Source organism: Chitinophaga tropicalis (assembly GCF_009758205.1).
In the GTDB taxonomy this organism is placed as follows: Bacteria; Bacteroidota; Bacteroidia; order Chitinophagales; family Chitinophagaceae; genus Chitinophaga; species Chitinophaga tropicalis.
Genome location: NZ_WRXN01000006.1, coordinates 207,178 through 226,050, shown reverse-complemented (window position 1 = coordinate 226,050; position 18,873 = coordinate 207,178). Strand labels below are relative to the sequence as shown.

Here is an 18,873-nt window from a genome sequence, read left to right as displayed (position 1 = left end):
TGATAGCCTCAGAGAGACACAGCTTTTCTTACTCCCCTACCGCAAAAATCATTAGAAAACCCAGGTTAAATGAAACCGTTACAAAGCACACTTTTGTTTGTTGCCCTATGGATACCCCATTTATACCTATATGCCTCCCCCGGCCCATCTCATGGGGCCGGCGGGCATGTAGCTCCTTCACCCTGGGCTATGCAACCGGTGCCGGTACAAACACGGTGGGCTGCTGAAGTCTCTCCTGGCAATGCACTGCCGGAATATCCACGTCCGCAGATGGTACGTTCTCAATGGGAGAACCTGAACGGCTTGTGGAACTATGCTGTCACGCCCTGGGATGCAAATGTTCCTGCTACTTTTGATGGTAAGATACTTGTTCCCTATCCTATAGAATCTGCACTCTCCGGTGTGAAAAAAGTTTTTCTTCCTACTCAGCGGTTATGGTATAAGCGGCATATAACGGCGCCGGATATCCGCGGAGGGAAACGTGTATTGCTTCATTTCGGAGCGGTAGATTGGAAAGCGACCATTTATCTGAACGGGAAACTTATCGGCCGGCATATGGGCGGTTATCAGCATTTCTCTTTTGATATTACAGCTTCACTGCAGCCGGGCAAAAATGAGCTGGTGGTAAGTGTGTTCGACCCTACTAACCTGGGGCCTAATCCAACGGGGAAGCAGTTCCTTCGTCCGCGGAAGATATTGTATACTGCCGTCAGCGGTATCTGGCAGACAGTGTGGATGGAAACAGTGCCGCCTGTTCATATTACAGATCTGTATATGACGCCGGATATTGATGCTGATTGTCTGGGTCTGCGGGTGAATACATCTTTTACCGGGCCGGGGTATGCCGTAAAAGCTATTGCCTATGCCGGCAAACAGGAGATAGGCAGGGTCACAGGCCCTGCTTCCGTTCTTTTAGATATGCCTGTTCCGCGGGCACGTCTCTGGAGTCCTGCAGATCCCTTCCTCTATTCTCTCAAAATATTTTTACTGCGTAATGGCAAAGTGACAGATTCCGTTACCAGCTACTTCGGCATGCGAAAGATAGAAGTTAAGAATGATAGTGCCGGTATACCCCGTATCTTTCTCAACAACCACTATACCTTCAACCTGGGCGTATTAGACCAGGGATACTGGCCGGAAGGATTATATACACCTCCTACAGATTCCGCTATGCGGTTCGATATACAAACTATTAAAGACATGGGATTTAACACTATCCGCAAACATGTCAAGATAGAACCTGACCGATGGTATTATCATGCAGACAAACTAGGCATACTTGTATGGCAGGACATGGTCCCCTGTGCAGATGAATCTTATTACGCCACCACCCAGTTCGAATACGAAACCGCCGAAAACCTCCGGCAACTCCACAACTTTCCATCCATTATCGTCTGGGTATTATTCAACGAAGGCTGGGGCAGATATGACCAGAAACGACTGACAGAATGGATGAAACAGACCGACTCTTCCCGCATTATCAACGGCCACTCCGGCGAGAACCTTGATGAATACTCTTCCCTTCCACCACGCAGCTGGTGGGTAAGCAGTGACCTGGCGGATATACATTATTACCCTGGTCCTTCTATAGGGCCTGCATCTCCAGGGAAAGCGAGAGTGTTGGGGGAATGGGGAGGGCTAAGGGTTAGGACTCCCGGGCATCAGTGGAATCCTGATGCCGGATGGGGGTATGCGGAGGTCTCGCCGGCGCAGTTTGCGCAGAAGTATGCTACGATGATGGAGAGGTTAAGGAGGCTGGAGAAACAGGGGCTGTCCGGGGCGATATATACGCAACCGTATGATGTGGAGACGGAGGAAAATGGGCTGATAACGTATGATAGGGAGGTGATGAAGATTGCCCCCCAGGAATTAAAGCGCTTAAACTCAATCCAACCAGGATCATATTGAAAAATAAATCAACATTTCTTACATTCTTGCCTGTTCTCTATGTTATTTAATATATCGAAATGCAACTTCACTTAGGGAATATACCAAATTATAGAGCTAATTTTCATAAAACTGTAAAACCCAACAGTTAATGATGTTTAATAACCTTGCAATGGACGATTCACTCAATGCCTTTTTAAAGGATTTTTTAAAGAAAATTGACGATTCCTATCCCATTCTTGGAGAATACATAATCACTAAAGTCAGCGATTTTGTATTATCCCAGATATCCTCTTTCCCCAAAAGCAAAAATGCAGGGGGCGAGACACATGAAGAACAGTTCATTTATGAATTTAAGAACCTGGATGCCTTAAAACATTCCATAATTGGTATGTTGACTTGGGCCGATAATGAAAACATCATCAGGAGTTTCAATCCTAGATTTAATTCAGAATATTATGTTTATCAAACTTTCCGGAAATATGAGATATACAATAAACAGGAATTCATAAACCTTGATGATATTTTAACCAGTCGGAGTAACTATATATTCAAGGCAGGGCCGGGAACAGGGAAATCAACACTAATAAAGCATCTGATTAACAACTCTCCGTCAAAAGATAATCATATCAATAAGAATGGATATTTTCCATATTTATTGAAATGCAGAGATATTTCTTCCAATGTATACATTCCAAGAAAAAAAGCCATGCGTCAGAGCTCGCATGCAGATGAAATAGCAGTAGTAGAAGATTTCTTTCTTATCACAGAAAAGAAAACAGCAACTAAAGCACATATCCTGATCAGTATTCTTGGAGATCTTGGATTTTACGTGAAGTATCCAAATATCTTCATGAACGATGATACTTATGGATCATGGGTAAAGTCAGTTGAACTGTTTTTATGGGAACTTTCAAACAAGCATTCAATAATTTACCTTGTAGATGGATATGACGAGATACAGGAGCCTCTGATAAAAGAAGCATTGGTAGAAATACTTAATAACATGGCGTTGAAATGCCCTGCAAGCAATTTCATAATTACCTCCAGGGAAATAAGCACAATTGGAAATTTTGCCAATACCTATACTTATGAAATCAATTTCTTCAAAGATGAACAACTGAATTTATTCATCGATAAGTGGTTCGTAAACAAGCCTCAATATGGCGATCTATTAAAAGAAAAATTACGAACAAAAACTTATTACGATACATTATACAGACCACTAATCTTAGCATTCATCTGTGTATTATTTGAAAAGAATAATGCAGAGATACCACATACATCTGTAGAGATCTACTTCCAGATAATTGAACTATTAGTTGAGAAATGGGAAGCTGAAAACCGGCTTAGAAGGCACAGTAAGTATCTGAAATTTGTCAAAGAGAAAAAAATCCGCTTTTTAGCCGAATTCGCTTTTGCGCTTACAAAAAATAAAGGGGAACAGGAATTTACCAGGGAGAACTTACGATTATATTTAAGATCCCTACTCTCTAAATATAAAATACCTATCGATGAATTAGAATACCTTGTTGAAGAAATTGAAAATCATACAGGACTTTTCATTGAAACAGGAGTAAGAAAGTATTGTTTTTCTCATTTCTCATTACAGGAGTTCTTAACAGCTTATCATATATTCAATATAGGAAGCGTGTATAAAGACGAGAATAGCTTGGTTACAATTCCTGAGATCTTCGCTTTATGTGTTGCATTATCTTCCAATCCGAACAATTACTTCGCTGAACTATACCATGACTTTTTGACTAAGCATACTGGCAGTCATATGCAATATATATTGGTTTTCTTAGAAAGATTAATGAATGAAATACCGGATTTTGAGGTCGAAGAAATATTAGGTATCTGTTTCTTAGGCCTATATTCAGGACTCATATTGAAGAAAGACGGCTTCAACAGGATCATTGACGACAGCTTTACCCATAAAATAAGAGAAACGTACACCGATACTGTAGATCCGGTCTTTGAGCGTATTATTAACAACGAGGTTATACGAAACTCAGTAAAAAAATCCCTCCTGAATTATTCAAAATCTTTTGAGCTAAACTCTTACCATAGTATATATGAGGTAAAATCCTTCTTGCAACATGGGAATATCTTCAGACTACCTAACTACCTGATTGTAAATGAAAATCTATTTAAGATAACAGCAAACAATACTTTATTGGCTATTTAAACTATATAAGCCAACTTCCAGTCAATAGGCTGGGAGTTGGCTTCACAGCAATTATCCTTACCCCTCTTTATTGAAGAGCAGTCGTTGCTGTCTGAAATGTAGTACATGCTACAAATGTAGTTGTAAACGGCTGCCCATTAATATCAAAGGTGGTGTAGGTAGATAAGAAAGAAGACCAGGTCTGAATCGGGGAACCGATATTTGTTCTCCAAACACTGGTAGTACTACAATACCAATAAGTAACAGTGTAAGGGGTGCCCTGGTACGTAAAGATATACGTCGAAATAAACTGAGGAACAACCAACCTGGGTGTACCATTACGCATTTTGAAAGCCATAGTTGCGCTTACAATTGCCAACAGGGCAATAGTAGCCAGAATAATTCTTGCCTTTTTCATAGTCATTCTGCTTTTTAGGTATAAAAGCTAACCTGGGAAATGAGAGATTGTGCCTACTCGTTTCGATGGTTTTCGGCGACTCCATAGGTTATGATCCCGGATGGATGAAAGAAGAGTTAAACACACGATTTGAACAGAATAGAACTCACGACATTTTGCAAACGGGGTTTTCAGGGTAAAATATCATTGGATAGTGGTAGTCCTTGTCACGAACGTTGTAAATGCTACGAAAGTGATTTATAGCAATAGCCACTAAAAGAAATTTAGCCTTCTTCATAGTCATATATGCTTTTTAGGGAAAAGCTAACCCGTGGGTGAGCGATTGTATTTACTTCTTACGATGGTTTCAGCTACTCTGCATAAAGATTATAATGTTGGGAATTAAATACACGACCAATGCTTAAATAGGGATCAAAACATTTCGCACAACTGGTTTCTATTCACAGTATTAAAGCTAATACTTATACAGCTGGAAATGTTTAGTAGATACCGCACAAGTTTTTGCCATCACGGCGCTATCTCCAAACTAAAAGCTGTATTATCTCAAATATATTAGTAGTATATGAAACCGATATTCCTCCTCATCCTGCTTTACTCACCGTTCGTCTATGCACAAAAGCAACCAATAGATAATGAGTCTTATAGATCATGGGAAATGCTGAGTAATTATGACATCAGCAGGGATGGAAAGTACGTCTGGTATGAGTACGGGTCGGAGAAAACGGGGAATACTTTAGTATTATGCTCTGCAGATGGGAAATATAAAAAAGTTCTTCGCGGCGCTTATGCGCCTGTATTTAATAGCAACAGCCGGGAGTTTTTATTTAACACGGTTAAAGGACTGGCAATTCTTACTCTTGGAACGGATAGTATTGAATACCGTCCTAATGCACATTCGGTAGTTATTCCCGCTAAGGGGAATGGAGAATGGCTCACTTATCATTATAAGGACAGCATCATTCTCAGGAATATGAGTACCGGATGGGAAAGGGCTTACTATGCCAGGGAATCAGTATTGAATAAGCAGTCATTATTTCTAATACAGGACAGCGCTGTCAGATGGGTGAATATTAGTAATGGCAGTAGTAAAATCATTATGCAAGGTAGCAGTACAAGACAACTGGCATTCGATACTTCAGGTACCCAATGTTGTTTTATAACGACTAATAACCTGGAGCATACCCTTCGTTATTATCATCCCGGTCTTGATTCTGCCGAAGCACGTACTATTAACGGATTATCTGACATGACGCCCCAATTCAGTGAGGATGGACGTTATATTTATTTCAGCACGAATACAAACACATACCGGGAAGCATCCGGCAATATCACTATCTGGCACTATAAAGACGAGTTCTTACCATCAGAACAAAAAGCTACTTCCTCCTGGAAGAGATTCAGCACTTACCTGGCAGTTATGCCAACAGATGGTGAATGGACAAGACAACTGGAATCTGAAGATACAGTGGTAAGTACTAAAGGCAGCAGATATGTCATCGTCAGAAACACTATTAATGAGGATGAAAGCTACTGGAACGGGAAACGGGCTTCTTATGTATTGGTATCTTTATCTAATGGTCTACATTGCACTATTGTAAGTAATCTGCAGAAATCTATAGCATTGTCACTATCTCCGGAAGAGAAATACGTAGTGTGGTATAACCCGGAAGAGAAAGCATACTTTAGTTATGAAACAGCCACGGGTGTTACCAGAAACATCTCCTCACACATCCCTGTCAACTTATATATAGATGAATACCCGGACCTGAAAGCTATCTATCCCTATGACATAGCCGGCTGGCTTCCAAAAGATGAGGCACTACTTATCTACGACTGCTATGACATCTGGAAGGTAGATCCTACAACTAAAAACCCTCCTGTCAATATTACTAATGGTTACGGCAGGAAGAATCATATAAAGTTTCGTATGGCGCTGGCAGGAAATACAACGCTGCTAACTGCCTTTGACCAGTATAAGCGGAATGGTTTCTGGCGAATAGACTCACGGGGAACAGATACTGTTTCCCTCAGCGGGATGTCGAAAGGGCTTTATTACTTTCCGGAATACTTCACCTTCCCTTTCCCTCCGCCACTGAAAGCAGGTAATACTTACCTGATGAAATACATGACAGATACAACTGCACCTAACCTGGTGGCCACTAAAGACTTTCGTTCATTTATCCAACTTTCTGATCTCCACCCTCAATCTACCTACAACTGGCTTAGTAGTGAACTACATAACTGGGCAATGCCAAATGGGCAAAAAACAACAGGCATATTGTATAAACCTGAGAATTTCGATGCGTCGAAAAAATATCCCGTCATTCTTCACTATTATGAAAAGCGAAGCTATGAAGCATACACTTATCTTACTCCTGCTCTCAGCAATGGAACTTTGGATATTCCCTGGTATGTCAGCAATGGATATCTTGTATTTTTTCCAGACATTACTTATCCGGATCATTATCCCGGACGGGGAGCATTAGATGCTGTCACTTCTGCTGCTGAATACCTTTGCCGGTTTCCATGGGTAGATAAACATAAGATGGGGTTACAGGGCCATAGCTTCGGGGGATATGAAACCAATTACATCATTACTCATTCAAATCTCTTCGCGGCTGCTGTAAGTGCAGCTGGTCTTACGGATTTCATTACGCATTATGGTGATCTGGCCTTTGGAGGGAAAAGCCAGATCAGTATGTGTGAGAAAGGACAGCTTAGAATGGATACTTCTCTCTGGTGGGCTCCTGATATCTATGTTGAGAATTCTCCATTGTTTTCTGTGGATAAAGTCACCACTCCGCTATTGATGATGCATAATCAGAAAGACGGGGCAGTGCCGGTAAAACAAAGCCATGTATTCTATGCAGCATTAAAATATCTTGGCAAACCTGTCTGGATGCTGCAATATGAAAATGAGGACCATACTATTGAAGACGGGGCGCTTATGTTGGATTTTACTATCAAACAACAGGAGTTCTTTAATCATTACCTGAAAGGCGCACCTGTTCCAGACTGGATGAAATAATCATTTTATGGGCGCTTCCCGGAACTATCTATTTCCAGTCCGGATTTCATCCCTTTGTAAATTGCAGGTACTCCTTCTGTCATCCACAACGGGGGTGGAGCATCCTTCAGATAGTGGCCAAAAAACTGCTGCTGCCGTATATTAAAGTCCAGGGCTATTTCCGGATCGCTATCCAGGGTATGCGAGCCTTTATCATATTGTAATAACCAGACCTTTTTATTCTCTCTTCTCAATGCGGTGAAAAATTCTATAGCCTGGGCAAAAGGTACAGCACTATCTTCTTTATTGTGCATCATTAGCAGGGGTGTTGTCACTTTATGGACATTGAAGACCGGTGAATTCTTAATGTAAACATCCGGATCTATCCAGGGTCTTGTACGCAAATTACTTTGTCCAATCTCATAAAGCTCGTGACGCGCACCTCCTGAAGGAGTAAGATAGCCGTATGCACTGACCAGGTTGCTGGAACCGGCGCCTTCCTGTGCGGCTGCAAACAGGTTAGAGTGGGTAATGATATAGTTCGTTTCATATCCTCCGAAGCTATGCCCCTGCAAGCCCATCTTATGTTTGTCTACCCACGGGTACACAGACAGATGCTTAGCAGCTGCTTCAATGGTTTGAAGTGCACTTTCCCCGGTCAGTCCCGGTTTAAAATGTATATCAGGCAACAATACCAGGTAGCCATTGCTGACATACCTGGCAATATCCAATGTGCCGGTATTTACTCCCGGCTTGGGATAGATATAGAGGCCATTACTCTTTTTCTCGTAGTAGTTAAATATGACAGGATATTTTTTTGAAGGATCGAAGTTTTCAGGCTTATAGAGTATTCCGCTGGTCAGCTTTCCATCCGGCATTTTCCAGTGGATGAGCTCTGCTGTCAGCCAATTATAGTGTTGTTGCGGTTCAAACGTTGTTAATGGTATCTGCTGGCGTTTCTCGTTTACCAGGAAGAGGTTTGGGAAAGCCGTAGCTGTCATTCGTTTTGTCAAAAAAGCATTGCTATGCTTAGCTCTGACCGGACGATCGTTTGACAGGATTATATCCAGTGGAGGGAAATAGTAAAGATAAGGGCCGAATACAACCGGAACAGGATCTTTATTCATTTGTAACCAGAAGAAGCCATTCCGTTTATTCTTAATATTGAAACCAGCTAATAATAAAGTATCAGTAAATGTAGCTGCAGCATTCCGGAATACTATATTATTTTTCCGCCCATAACCATTTGTGATATTAACAGGAACCTGTTTATTGGATGGATCAACTAACCAGATATCAAAGCGATCGTATATTAACAGGCTATCTTTCCCAATCCAACCAACTATACCATACGGACCTTGCCCCTGCAATCTATCATTCTCTTTGTCAAAGACGGGATAAGGAATATCCCTGGAAATATTACGCAATACACCTGTACTGATCTCATAGCTGAAATAATGTTTTATACCGCTATCAAACCAGGTAATAAAACACTCATCCGGGGAGATACTTGTATCTTCTAACATATTCCCCGGAGGCCTGATTTCCCGACGTAGTCCGCTGGTCAGGGATACCAGTACCAAACCAGGTAATGGTTCTCCTTTCAGACGCGCTTCCATTGTATTTATGTTTCGCCTGAGCAGCGCATAATGATTGGACGACAGGATCAGTGTTGTATCCGGATCTTCAAGGGAGATTACATTTCCGGAACCGATTGATAACGCGGTAAGACAGTCCCGTTCTTGGCTATATTCTAAATTATTGAGCTGATAATCCTGCAGATATTCATCTTTGTAATGCCAGATATTCAGCCTGCTTGTAATCACTAAACTATCTTTCTTAACAACTGGTTTAGTGAAACGCCGGGAATAAAAGATCGTTTTCCCATCTTCACTAAATCGTAGCGGGCTTTCTGAAATACCCTCTGTTCTGAATACCTTCACACTATCTGTTCCTTCTTCGTAATAGTTCAACTGTTGTCCGGCGCTGACAAAAGCGATACGATCTCCCTGAAAAGAGAATCTCATATTACGTATAGAGGAATCCCGCACTACTAGTTTCTCCTTTAATGATACCAGGGATAACCATCTTAGCGCATCGGCAGTCTGGATCACTACCTCCGTTCCCTGTGGATTAAAAAGACAGGTTATTACATTTTTATATATTCTTAATATTCCTGACCTTATATTCTTCACTACTAACGCCCTGTCTTTGTACGTTTTATATGCTATCCAGCTTTCACCTCCATTTTCTGGAACAGAAAACTCACTAACACCGGTTATAAAAGTAGTGATGTGTTTATCAAGATCTTCTATGAACAAAGTATCTACAGGTACCTTATAAAGAAAATACCTGCTATCCCTGGTAAATACCGGATCAAGCCCCGTTTGTATATCTTTCTTATAAAGCGTATCTGAAGATGTAAGATGTAATATCCAGGCATTTTGCTCATCAATGGTAATAAACCAGGCATGTTTCCCATTATCACTGATATTATAACGAAGGATTTCCGGCCATTCTTTAAAAGCCCCGGTTGTCAGTGATGGCTTTTGAGAGTATAACGTAGTACAGGTACAAACAAGGAGGATCGCCGCCAGGTATTTCATATAGATTGCTATGTCTAAAGTTTCTCTATAAAGTACTAACTGGTTTTATGTTTCTACAAGGTAAATTTATCCTGTGGAATGTTGAAACGCATCAAATTTAACGAATAAGCCTACGCTCCGCCAACTACTTTCATCACGTTTGTTCAAATAGAAATGTGTTTAGAGACAAACACCTATAGAATCTTAATCGTATAAATAATTTTAACGACTGAATAGCAAAACGGATCTCCATCGCACTGGTAATTTCCCACCCCTCATTACTTAACCACCTAAGGTAGCTTTCAACCTTAAAAGCAGTTATAACCATGAACAAAGCAAAATTCTTTTTAATTGTTATTGCCATTATTGCTTTCGCCGGAGGGATATTTGCCTTCAGGGCTAATCGTTTTACACCGGAAACTGAATTGTGGAGGTTAAATGGCCAGTTTAGTACCTATACTACTTTCATCAATGGCCGTACTTATTCAACAGTATTAGCCATTTGTGTACGTGCCGGCAGATGGCCATCCACAAATACCCCTTTGGTAAATACGCTTTATACAGCCCTTGGATGGGTTCCTTTTTACTATACCACTTCACCGCCACCAACTACCTATACAACATTTGTTCAAATGGTAGTGTGCCTTCAGACAACGACAGGAACTACTGCAATTGAATAATTGCACAAAAATAACAGACCCCTGTTTTAACGCAGGGATCTGTTTCCCAATAAATAGCTACGATTTACTATTTATTACTGTCTTCAGGGAATCTATACTTACCCCTCCTATAATGATCTGTTTGAACTTCTTATGCTTATCATATACAGCCATATATGGATAACCTGGGGCTTTATAATTACTGATAAAATATCCCTTCACATCCCGTCCCAGCACAATATTCTTATACTTATTCAGTGAGAAAAGCGTATCGTAATGTTGAATATCATGAGGGCTGGCTACACTCACCATATAAAACCGGATATCCCTCAATTCGTCTATGTGCTCAGTAAGGTTCTTTGTAAATTGTTGACAATATGGGCAATCCGGTCCGAAGAAAAAAAACACCACCGGCTGACCTTCAGGAATGTTTGTTGTATTCAGCTTCGTAACAGTATCGTTCAGGAGGATGTCGAAAGAAGGCATTCTTTGTCCTACGACAGTTATCTCATCGCCTTCTTTCTTAGGAGCTTGTCTTGTGCAGGCTAACAGACTTCCTAATAATATGGCTAGCAACAAAATCCGCATAAAAAAAGTATTATAGTTTATTAAAAGCGGCTCTCCAGACGTAATCGATGAGCAGTAATCCGAAAGAGAAAAATATTAATATGGGCGTCATCTGGAAGCGCAGGGCAATCTGGGATGCAAATACGCTGAACCCGCAATTTACGACCCATAGGCCGAAGGCTAATAGCAGTCCGTAGGATAGTGGCTTATTATACCTGAAGCCCTTCAGCACAACAAAACCTATCAGGCTGAATACAAAGATGACGTTCATCACCCCTACCAGGATGGGATAGAAGTTCAATACATTTACCTTCAGATCCTTGAAATGCATTTTCAGCTTCCTGGACTCAAAACCAAACCACATTTGGCCGATTGGGGCAATGCTATCTTTTCCCATGTTATAAGTATCCAGGAACTCAACCGGCGGGGCATAATATTTCAAGCTATTAGGTATCAGGAAATACTGGGCAAATTTTAAAGGATATTTTTTTATAAGAAAAGAGCCGTATTCATTATACAATGGCCCCATTGAAGCCCATCTTTTTAAAGACGTAGCGGTAGAATCCTTTTTAAATTGCCTGTTCATGTATCGCTGCAAAGGGGATTTCGGGTCCCACATATACCAGGTATTGGCGATGAACATTTCCTGCTGGTGAACAAATACATTCCTGGTGGTATCAAAATATCTTCTGACAGCCTTATCCAGCGCAGCAAACTTCTTAGGCATCTTTGGTGGAGGCTCATCCTGTACAAACCTATAGATATATAAGGCATTATTCGCCATCTGCCAACCAGTGAAAGGCGAGAACTGGCGAATGCCTGTCAGTCTTTTATACTGGTTACCAGTATGCCACATAAAACCTGCTATCAATATCATGCTTGAAACTATCCCTATTACCTTCATCTTCCACGATTGCCGGCTGATAATAAACGCCAAAGCGGCAATTACCGGGTAAAACAGCGCATTATACCTCACTGTAAAAGCTAATAGTATCAAAAAAGCATGCAAATAGATCAGTGCTTTGTTTGGCTGGTGTAATATCCAGATAAGTGTCGCAAACCATGTCAGACTGAGGGACAGAAACAAAGCATCGCTGGATACATAGTTTGCCATAAACAGGAATACAGGGTTGAATACCATACTGGCATACAGCACCACAAAGGTAATCTTGCCCGGTTTATAGAAATAGGAAAGCGTCAATACCAATAACAGGGAGCTTGCCTGTATCATCAGGTATTGAAACGCCACCAAGGCTGTGTTAGAGATGGTCAATACGCTGAACAACCGAAGGAATTTCGAATACCCTATTGGATACGTGTTGATACTGAAGTTCCCATATGCCGTTTCTATATATACGTAAGAATCACCATCTATAAACCCGGCTGAGGGATAAAAGTACTTGAATACTATAAACTCAAGAATAATGGCCAGGGCGGTGAGCCATATAAAGAGTTTGCTGTGCTTGCTCCTAAATAAGAAATCTTTAAACGTTCTGCCGGATGTATTCTCTGCTGCTGTATCAGTCCCGGGATTATGTAAAGTGGCATTTTCTTCGTTCAGGGTAACGGTGTTGTTGGGATTATCCATTTTTCGCTGGTTAAGGATAGTGAAGTATCTGGCTAACCGGCGTAAAATAATGTTATTGAGAGTAAAAATACTTAGGAGAAAGGGAAGATTTAGCAGGATGCAATTCTGTCATTATTAATGATGACAGGAAGTAAACTTATGTTAAGTTGAGATATACCCTTCTTCAATTAGCGAACCCTTATAATTGATTTTCATATCATTATAATTACCGAGTCCTTATTAACTAATATTTATGTTGTATCAATAATTATCTTTGTTGCCCCTAAAATGATAAACCCCTTATTATTATGGTACGACCTATTAAATTCGGAGAAATACCTGGATTTGAAGAAGAACATTGGTTTAGAGATAGAAAGGAAATGATGCCTTCCAGTTTCCATAGAAATTGGGGGGCTGGGATAGATGGTAACGGAAAAGAAGGCGCAGCAGCCATCGTTTTATCAGGTGGTTATGAAGATGATGATGACCTAGGTGATGTAATTATATATACAGGTGCCGGGGGAAATAACCCTGATACTGGCAAACAAGTACAGGATCAAACTTGGGAGAACAGAGGTAATGCAGGTTTGAGGTTAAGTATGGACCAAGGGCTACCTGTCAGGGTCATTCGTGGCCATTCCCATAAATCTAAATTTTCTCCCAGTACAGGATATACATATGCTGGCTTATATAGTGTTGTAGACGCTTGGGAAGAAAAGGGGAAAAGTGGATTTAAAATCTGTAAGTTTCGTCTTGAATATTGTGGCTTAAATATAAAACGAGCGTTACCAGAACACACTGAATTAAAAAATCTTCATGGTGAAACACAACGAAAGTCGGGAACAGTCTTAAGAATAATCAGAGATACCCAGATTACTAGAGGCATAAAGAAGTTATATAATTTCGAATGCCAAGTATGTGGGAGTCCGGTACTGACACAATCAGGCAGATATGCAGAAGGAGCCCATATCAAGCCTCTGGGTAAACCTCATAATGGACATGACAGCAGTGATAATGTACTTTGTCTTTGTCCCAATCATCACGTGATGTTTGACAGAGGTTCATTCTCCATTAATGATGACCTGACGTTAATCGGGATACTTGAAGGTAGATTAACTTTACATAAGAAGCATCACATCAATAAAACAAACCTAGAATATCACCGTAAAAGTCATGGCTACAATTAAGGTCGTTTGTGGTATTATCTTTAATGAGGACAAAGTATTTCTCTGTAGAAGAAGCCCTCATAAGTCACTAGCTGGCTATTGGGAGTTTCCAGGTGGTAAAATAGAGTCTGGAGAGAAAGAAGAGGATTCCTTATCTCGGGAGCTTTTTGAAGAGCTTGGAATGAGCGTCGAAATCAAAGAACATTTTAAAACGGTCGTACATAATTATGATTTGTTTACAATTGAATTAATTGCTTATATCTGTCAATTTCAGAAAGCTAGTTATAAGCTTACTGATCATGACCAATACGAATGGGTAAGTAAAAATAATCTCAACCAATGGAACCTAGCACCTGCAGATATTCCTATTGCAGAGGCACTCAGTAAGTGTTGAACTTATAACAAAGTTATCGATAATACTATATTGATCTGTAATACTGACTGTAGCATCAGTTATTATGTTTTCAATTAGCAGACCGCATTAATGCGTTTAGTTTAGTATTACATCTAATTCATGACCAAGCTGGGTATCCGGGAAATTTCCTATCTTTATCCAAGCTTATTTTTTGAGTTTGATAACACCAATTATAAAACTGCCGGGGCGTAATTGCCTCTTTTATATTTTAAGTTTTTTTTGCTAATTAAATCATATTATATTTTATACATAAGTTTACAATTACAAGGAATTTTGCCAAGCAGAAAAGCCTTAGGTAAATTCCTAAAGCTTTTTAGATTGCGTAGTCGAAATGAGCGAATTATCATTATCTATCCGTCTATATTACCTGACCTATTGGCACTTTGGTAACTTAACAGATAAAACTGCCTTAGATAATAGTCTATTAATTCGTCAAGCCAATGACAGCCTCTGCAAAGTCTGTAAATGTCTTATTAAATTTGTCACGAGAATCCTTCATATTTTCTAGGATATTTCCTACTTGTTCAATTTGTTGATCTGTTAAGCTGAAAATCGGAGTATTGTACTTTTGACTTTGAGCTATTAGACTATTAAAATCAGCTATATTAACTAGATTATATGGTTCCTCCGGGGCCGCAACTTCTCGAAAGCGCTCCTCATCAATTATCATATTAGTTTTTCTCAATGCTGGAACTAGTCCGTTAATAACGTTTTGATTAATCCTATTAATCCATGATTGAAAAGACTTTGCGGGCTCACCATTTCTTGGCCTATATCGCTGTTGAATTGTGCCTATGAACTTTGGGATAGTTGATGGAAATTTATACAATGCATCTTGAAATGCTGGGTGCGTTTTTACAGTTGAATAAGTTGCAAACCATGTTGGCAATACAGATGTTAATGAACTTATCGCCATATTGCAGAAATAGTCAGGGCTACATGGAATAATAAAATAATCACTAAGCATCAACAAATTAGCATTCGTTGCGCTTACACTAGGACTCATGTCAATAAGTACATAATCGAAACCAAAGTTTTCTGAAGTAAGGCGAATAAGCTCATTGATTGCGCCAGGAATGTTTTGCACCAGTTTAAGGCTTCCTGTTAATTCTTGCGCAATGCTAATTGGTACGTCAAACTCGGAAACGTCAATGTGTCCGGGCAATAAATATAGTCCCCGCCGATTAGGAAATTCGTAGCAATTAGCAGGCAATAATGGATTCGGGGTTCCACTAAAAACGGGATCAAGTGATTGTTTTAAGTTAGTAACTCCACTATTCGCGTAAAACTCTTCAAAATTAGCATCATGAGTTAGGCTAAGACAAAGGCCTGTCAAATTACATTGAGGATCCGTGTCAATAATGAGAACTTTTTTACCCAATTCTGTTAATTTCCATCCAAGATTAAACGTTGTCGTGGTTTTGCTCACCCCTCCTTTGTGGTTAAACATTGCAATTTTTTTTGTCATGCTTATTATGATTGAGTTTTAAATGGCTACAAAAACGAAAACAGAAGGAGAAACTTTCATGTGGCATCTATTGAAGATTAATAAGTAAATATGCATTCATATATAATCTATATATTAAATAAATAAAAATCATAAGTTTGTCGCTATAGAGAGTCGGAAACTATCCTCAAAAGTACTCATCGAAAAATAATTTTCCCAGATAACCTCAAAGGTCTCTATCTTTCATTGTGTATTACACTTTATGTTGGTGTCTCGTCAATTTTGATGGTCAGTCAGCTAGGAGGATCGTAACCCTCTAACGAGGGGCGCGATTGGTTTTTGATTTATATTTTGTATGGATAAGTGGTCCCACATAAACAGCCAAAAATACAAACTAGTTGGTATTGCTAATGCCTCTAAATTCCGCCATTTTTGTTGGCACGAATAGTCGTGCAATACATCAAATATGATAGCTTCCATGTCGAGAGTTGAATTATTCAATTACTTCACATACCTATAAATCAATCATTGTTATGCCTTACATCAAACCCCTGCTATTTGCATTCATATTATTGGTAACAACCAATGTCTTTGCACAAATGACGGAGTTGCCGGGAGTTATTAGATTACATCGTCGTCACCATATATTTAAACTGGTTTCTATTCCCGACTGTCCAAAGATGTATAACCTTCCCGCCGGCTCGACTACTACGGTTACTCACGAAAAAAAAATTACCAATGGAAAAACTGAGATTAAGGTGGAATCGATAATACCACCTAGTAGCGGTGCTGTTACTATTTCTATCTCTTCAGATAAGGAATATAAGATACCTATCCCTGCTGAAAATAACGAGCGGGCAACGCTCTATTTAGATGAAAAGGACAAAACCAAGTTATATATTAACTACTTTATTATGTCGCAGATTCGGCTACTGCCTGGAACAACACTCCGTGAATATACTCAAACTTATAATTGCAAAGATAGCACCACGGCTCCAACATATGCAGACATGAAAACCCTGACCGATACAGTATTCTATGCTTATAGAAAAGTAATGCCTGATACCCGGGAGACTACGCAGGCCTGGTTTAAGCACTCGGACGGTATTGAAGTACTTAATAGTTCGGGTGCTGTAGCTTATTATCTGGTGAACCGGTATAATAATGCCAAGTATATACTGGAATTGGATAATCGTTACTATGTCCCATATACTTCTTCTTCCTTTCACCTGAGTGCATTGGTCATTCCGATTAAAGTACGTTTCGGATTTACCCGGAATGGTATGAAAGTGAAAGATGATGTATCAGCGGCCGTGAATGTAGGACTATATGGTGGGATAAAAACCAGCCGGTACCATATTACTAATAGAGCGGGTACTTATATTAATAATGTGTCGTCGTCGTGGCGGTTGGGTCCCTTTATCAATCTTTCAGCAGTAACAGTGGATTCTGTTACATCTACGGTCGGTAAAATTCCCATGAAGAAGGAAGACAAGCAGACAATTGCTGCACTTTCTACTGGAGTAGGATTTATGTACGAGGTAAAAGGCGCACAGATAGGCGCCTTTGCTGGCTGGGATTTTGGTATGGGTTCTGACGCAAGCAACTGGAATTACCACAAGCGCTTTTGGCTGGGGCTGGGGTTGGGATATAAGATTTCGGATCTGTTTGCGCCGAAGGAATGATCAATTATTTATAGCATGACTAATAGGATGGTCGGCGATTACGCCCAATACGTTTTCAAGCCATTCAACAGGATTAACCTGTGCATTTTACAGGTCCCCAACAGGCTGTATAGCATAGCGGATCTCTTAGCGGCTTCATGTGCCCCTGCAAACAAATGGCTCTTGCGGCCGAGGTTATGTAAATCTTTACATAATATCTTCCGTAAGAACTCAATGTTCGCGAAAACCTCCAAGCAAACGCGCCATTGTAACTTGAAGAAACTTCATTATTGGTTCCAAGCTCTTGATATTTTTATTTTCCTGCTGATTTTCCGATATTTATGAGCAAATAAGATGTCATCATGCTATCGTTTTCCCCTCCCAATAAATTGACGGTCGGCCAGGCACTGGCTAAATTAAGGGCCGTGTATCAGCCGGATAATAATGTGCTTTCAAAGGCATTGCATACATCCTATACTACGTATTTAAAGACTGAACGAGATCAGCGGGAGTTAAGCTTTCTGATGGCATTAAAGATCTGCAAGTTTTACAAGATTGACATTCATGATTTGATAGTAATGCTAAGCGATGATGAACTTGATCGTCGTGATCAGTCAGTTATCAAAGCACAGGAAAAAAGGGATAGAAAGAAGGCGGAGGCAGAAACGGCTAAAGTAATTGATCTTGCAACTGGTAAAGTAAAGCAGAGTATTTGATTAGCGGGTTCTACGCATAGGATCTAGCGGCTGCAGGATATTGAGCTTTCCAGTTTTGAGGAAGAAGTTCATAGTATCTCTCTTGGGGTAGATCAGTTATTCGGCGTAATACATCATCCAGCCAATTTATGGGATTTATACCTTGTAGCCTGCAGGTGGCCAGTAAGCTGTAGATGATGGCCGCTCTTTTACCTCCCTGATGAGATCCTGCGAACATATGTGCGTGTCGGCCTAAAGCGATGGGGCGGATCTGTGCTTCTAAAATGTTGTTATCAGGTTCCAGCATCCCATCTGTAGTGTAAATCATCAAGCCATCAAAATGAGTGAGCGCATAAGTGATTGCCTTATTAAGTGGAGTACCTGTTATAGTCTGTGATACCTGTTGCTCAAGCCACTGGCGGAATGCCAACAATATCGGTACGGATTGTTCCTGTCTTCTTTCCGTGATCTGATCATAGTCTAAACCGAGTGCTTTACAAGTGGCCTCAATAGCATACAAAGGTTTAAAGAATGTATCCAGAGCATACCCAGCACGTTTAGCATCATAATCCATTGCCCGAACAAAATAACGCCTAACATGTACAAGACACTGTTGATGGATAAGC

At 40.2% G+C, this 18,873-nt stretch carries 14 protein-coding genes; 8 read left to right on the top strand and 6 right to left on the bottom strand.

The window, feature by feature from the left end; translation table 11 throughout:
• Nucleotides 1-69 precede the first annotated feature (69 nt).
• Both GO493_RS15565 and GO493_RS15560 read left to right on the top strand, forming a co-directional pair.
• Nucleotides 70-1,908 carry a glycoside hydrolase family 2 protein gene (locus GO493_RS15565; protein WP_157307128.1) on the top strand — a complete coding sequence of 613 codons (1,839 nt, stop codon included), beginning with the start codon at nt 70-72 and terminating at the stop codon, nt 1,906-1,908.
• Between the two features lie 151 nt (nt 1,909-2,059).
• Nucleotides 2,060-4,078, top strand: a complete 2,019-nt coding sequence (locus GO493_RS15560; protein ID WP_157307127.1) for an NACHT domain-containing protein — start codon at nt 2,060-2,062, stop codon at nt 4,076-4,078.
• 67 nt (nt 4,079-4,145) lie between these two features.
• Here GO493_RS15560 and GO493_RS15555 read toward each other — a convergent pair whose 3' ends face one another.
• Entirely contained in the window at nt 4,146-4,475 is a 330-nt protein-coding gene (locus GO493_RS15555; RefSeq protein WP_157307126.1) for a hypothetical protein, read from the bottom strand.
• A gap of 562 nt (nt 4,476-5,037) precedes the next feature.
• Between GO493_RS15555 and GO493_RS15550 the strand changes: the two genes are divergently transcribed.
• Nucleotides 5,038-7,503, top strand: coding sequence for an alpha/beta hydrolase family protein (locus GO493_RS15550; protein ID WP_157307125.1), 2,466 nt, complete (start codon nt 5,038-5,040; stop codon nt 7,501-7,503).
• A gap of 5 nt (nt 7,504-7,508) precedes the next feature.
• On the opposite strand, the gene GO493_RS15545 is transcribed toward GO493_RS15550, so the two are convergent.
• Nucleotides 7,509-10,088, bottom strand: a complete 2,580-nt coding sequence (locus GO493_RS15545; RefSeq protein WP_157307124.1) for an alpha/beta hydrolase family protein — start codon at nt 10,086-10,088, stop codon at nt 7,509-7,511.
• 305 nt (nt 10,089-10,393) lie between these two features.
• Between GO493_RS15545 and GO493_RS15540 the strand changes: the two genes are divergently transcribed.
• On the top strand, nt 10,394-10,747 hold the full coding sequence (locus GO493_RS15540) for a hypothetical protein (RefSeq protein WP_157307123.1): 354 nt from the start codon (nt 10,394-10,396) through the stop codon (nt 10,745-10,747).
• Nucleotides 10,748-10,804: 57 nt separating this feature from the next.
• Here the strand turns inward: GO493_RS15540 and GO493_RS15535 are convergent, their stop codons facing one another.
• Entirely contained in the window at nt 10,805-11,314 is a 510-nt protein-coding gene (locus GO493_RS15535) for a TlpA family protein disulfide reductase (protein WP_157307122.1), read from the bottom strand.
• 10 nt (nt 11,315-11,324) lie between these two features.
• Nucleotides 11,325-12,881: a hypothetical protein gene (locus GO493_RS15530; protein ID WP_157307121.1), complete on the bottom strand. Its 1,557-nt coding sequence runs from the start codon at nt 12,879-12,881 to the stop codon at nt 11,325-11,327.
• 287 nt (nt 12,882-13,168) lie between these two features.
• Between GO493_RS15530 and GO493_RS15525 the strand changes: the two genes are divergently transcribed.
• On the top strand, nt 13,169-14,047 hold the full coding sequence (locus GO493_RS15525; RefSeq protein WP_157307120.1) for a YDG/SRA domain-containing protein: 879 nt from the start codon (nt 13,169-13,171) through the stop codon (nt 14,045-14,047).
• The gene (locus GO493_RS15520; RefSeq protein WP_157307119.1) at nt 14,034-14,420 is read left to right on the top strand and encodes a (deoxy)nucleoside triphosphate pyrophosphohydrolase; all 387 of its coding nucleotides are present in this window, start codon (nt 14,034-14,036) and stop codon (nt 14,418-14,420) included. The genes GO493_RS15525 and GO493_RS15520 overlap by 14 nt, the downstream gene beginning before the upstream one ends.
• Before the next feature lie 445 nt (nt 14,421-14,865).
• Here GO493_RS15520 and GO493_RS15515 read toward each other — a convergent pair whose 3' ends face one another.
• Complete coding sequence (locus GO493_RS15515; protein ID WP_157307118.1) at nt 14,866-15,909, bottom strand: ParA family protein; 1,044 nt, start codon at nt 15,907-15,909, stop codon at nt 14,866-14,868.
• 512 nt (nt 15,910-16,421) lie between these two features.
• Between GO493_RS15515 and GO493_RS15510 the strand changes: the two genes are divergently transcribed.
• Together GO493_RS15510 and GO493_RS15505 are read left to right on the top strand one after the other, a co-directional pair.
• Nucleotides 16,422-17,573, top strand: coding sequence for a hypothetical protein (locus GO493_RS15510; RefSeq protein WP_157307117.1), 1,152 nt, complete (start codon nt 16,422-16,424; stop codon nt 17,571-17,573).
• Nucleotides 17,574-17,914: 341 nt separating this feature from the next.
• On the top strand, nt 17,915-18,268 hold the full coding sequence (locus tag GO493_RS15505) for a hypothetical protein (RefSeq protein WP_157307108.1): 354 nt from the start codon (nt 17,915-17,917) through the stop codon (nt 18,266-18,268).
• A 10-nt stretch (nt 18,269-18,278) separates the two neighbouring features.
• Here the strand turns inward: GO493_RS15505 and GO493_RS31365 are convergent, their stop codons facing one another.
• Entirely contained in the window at nt 18,279-18,869 is a 591-nt protein-coding gene (locus GO493_RS31365) for an IS66 family transposase (protein WP_317165434.1), read from the bottom strand.
• Nucleotides 18,870-18,873: the final 4 nt, after the last annotated feature.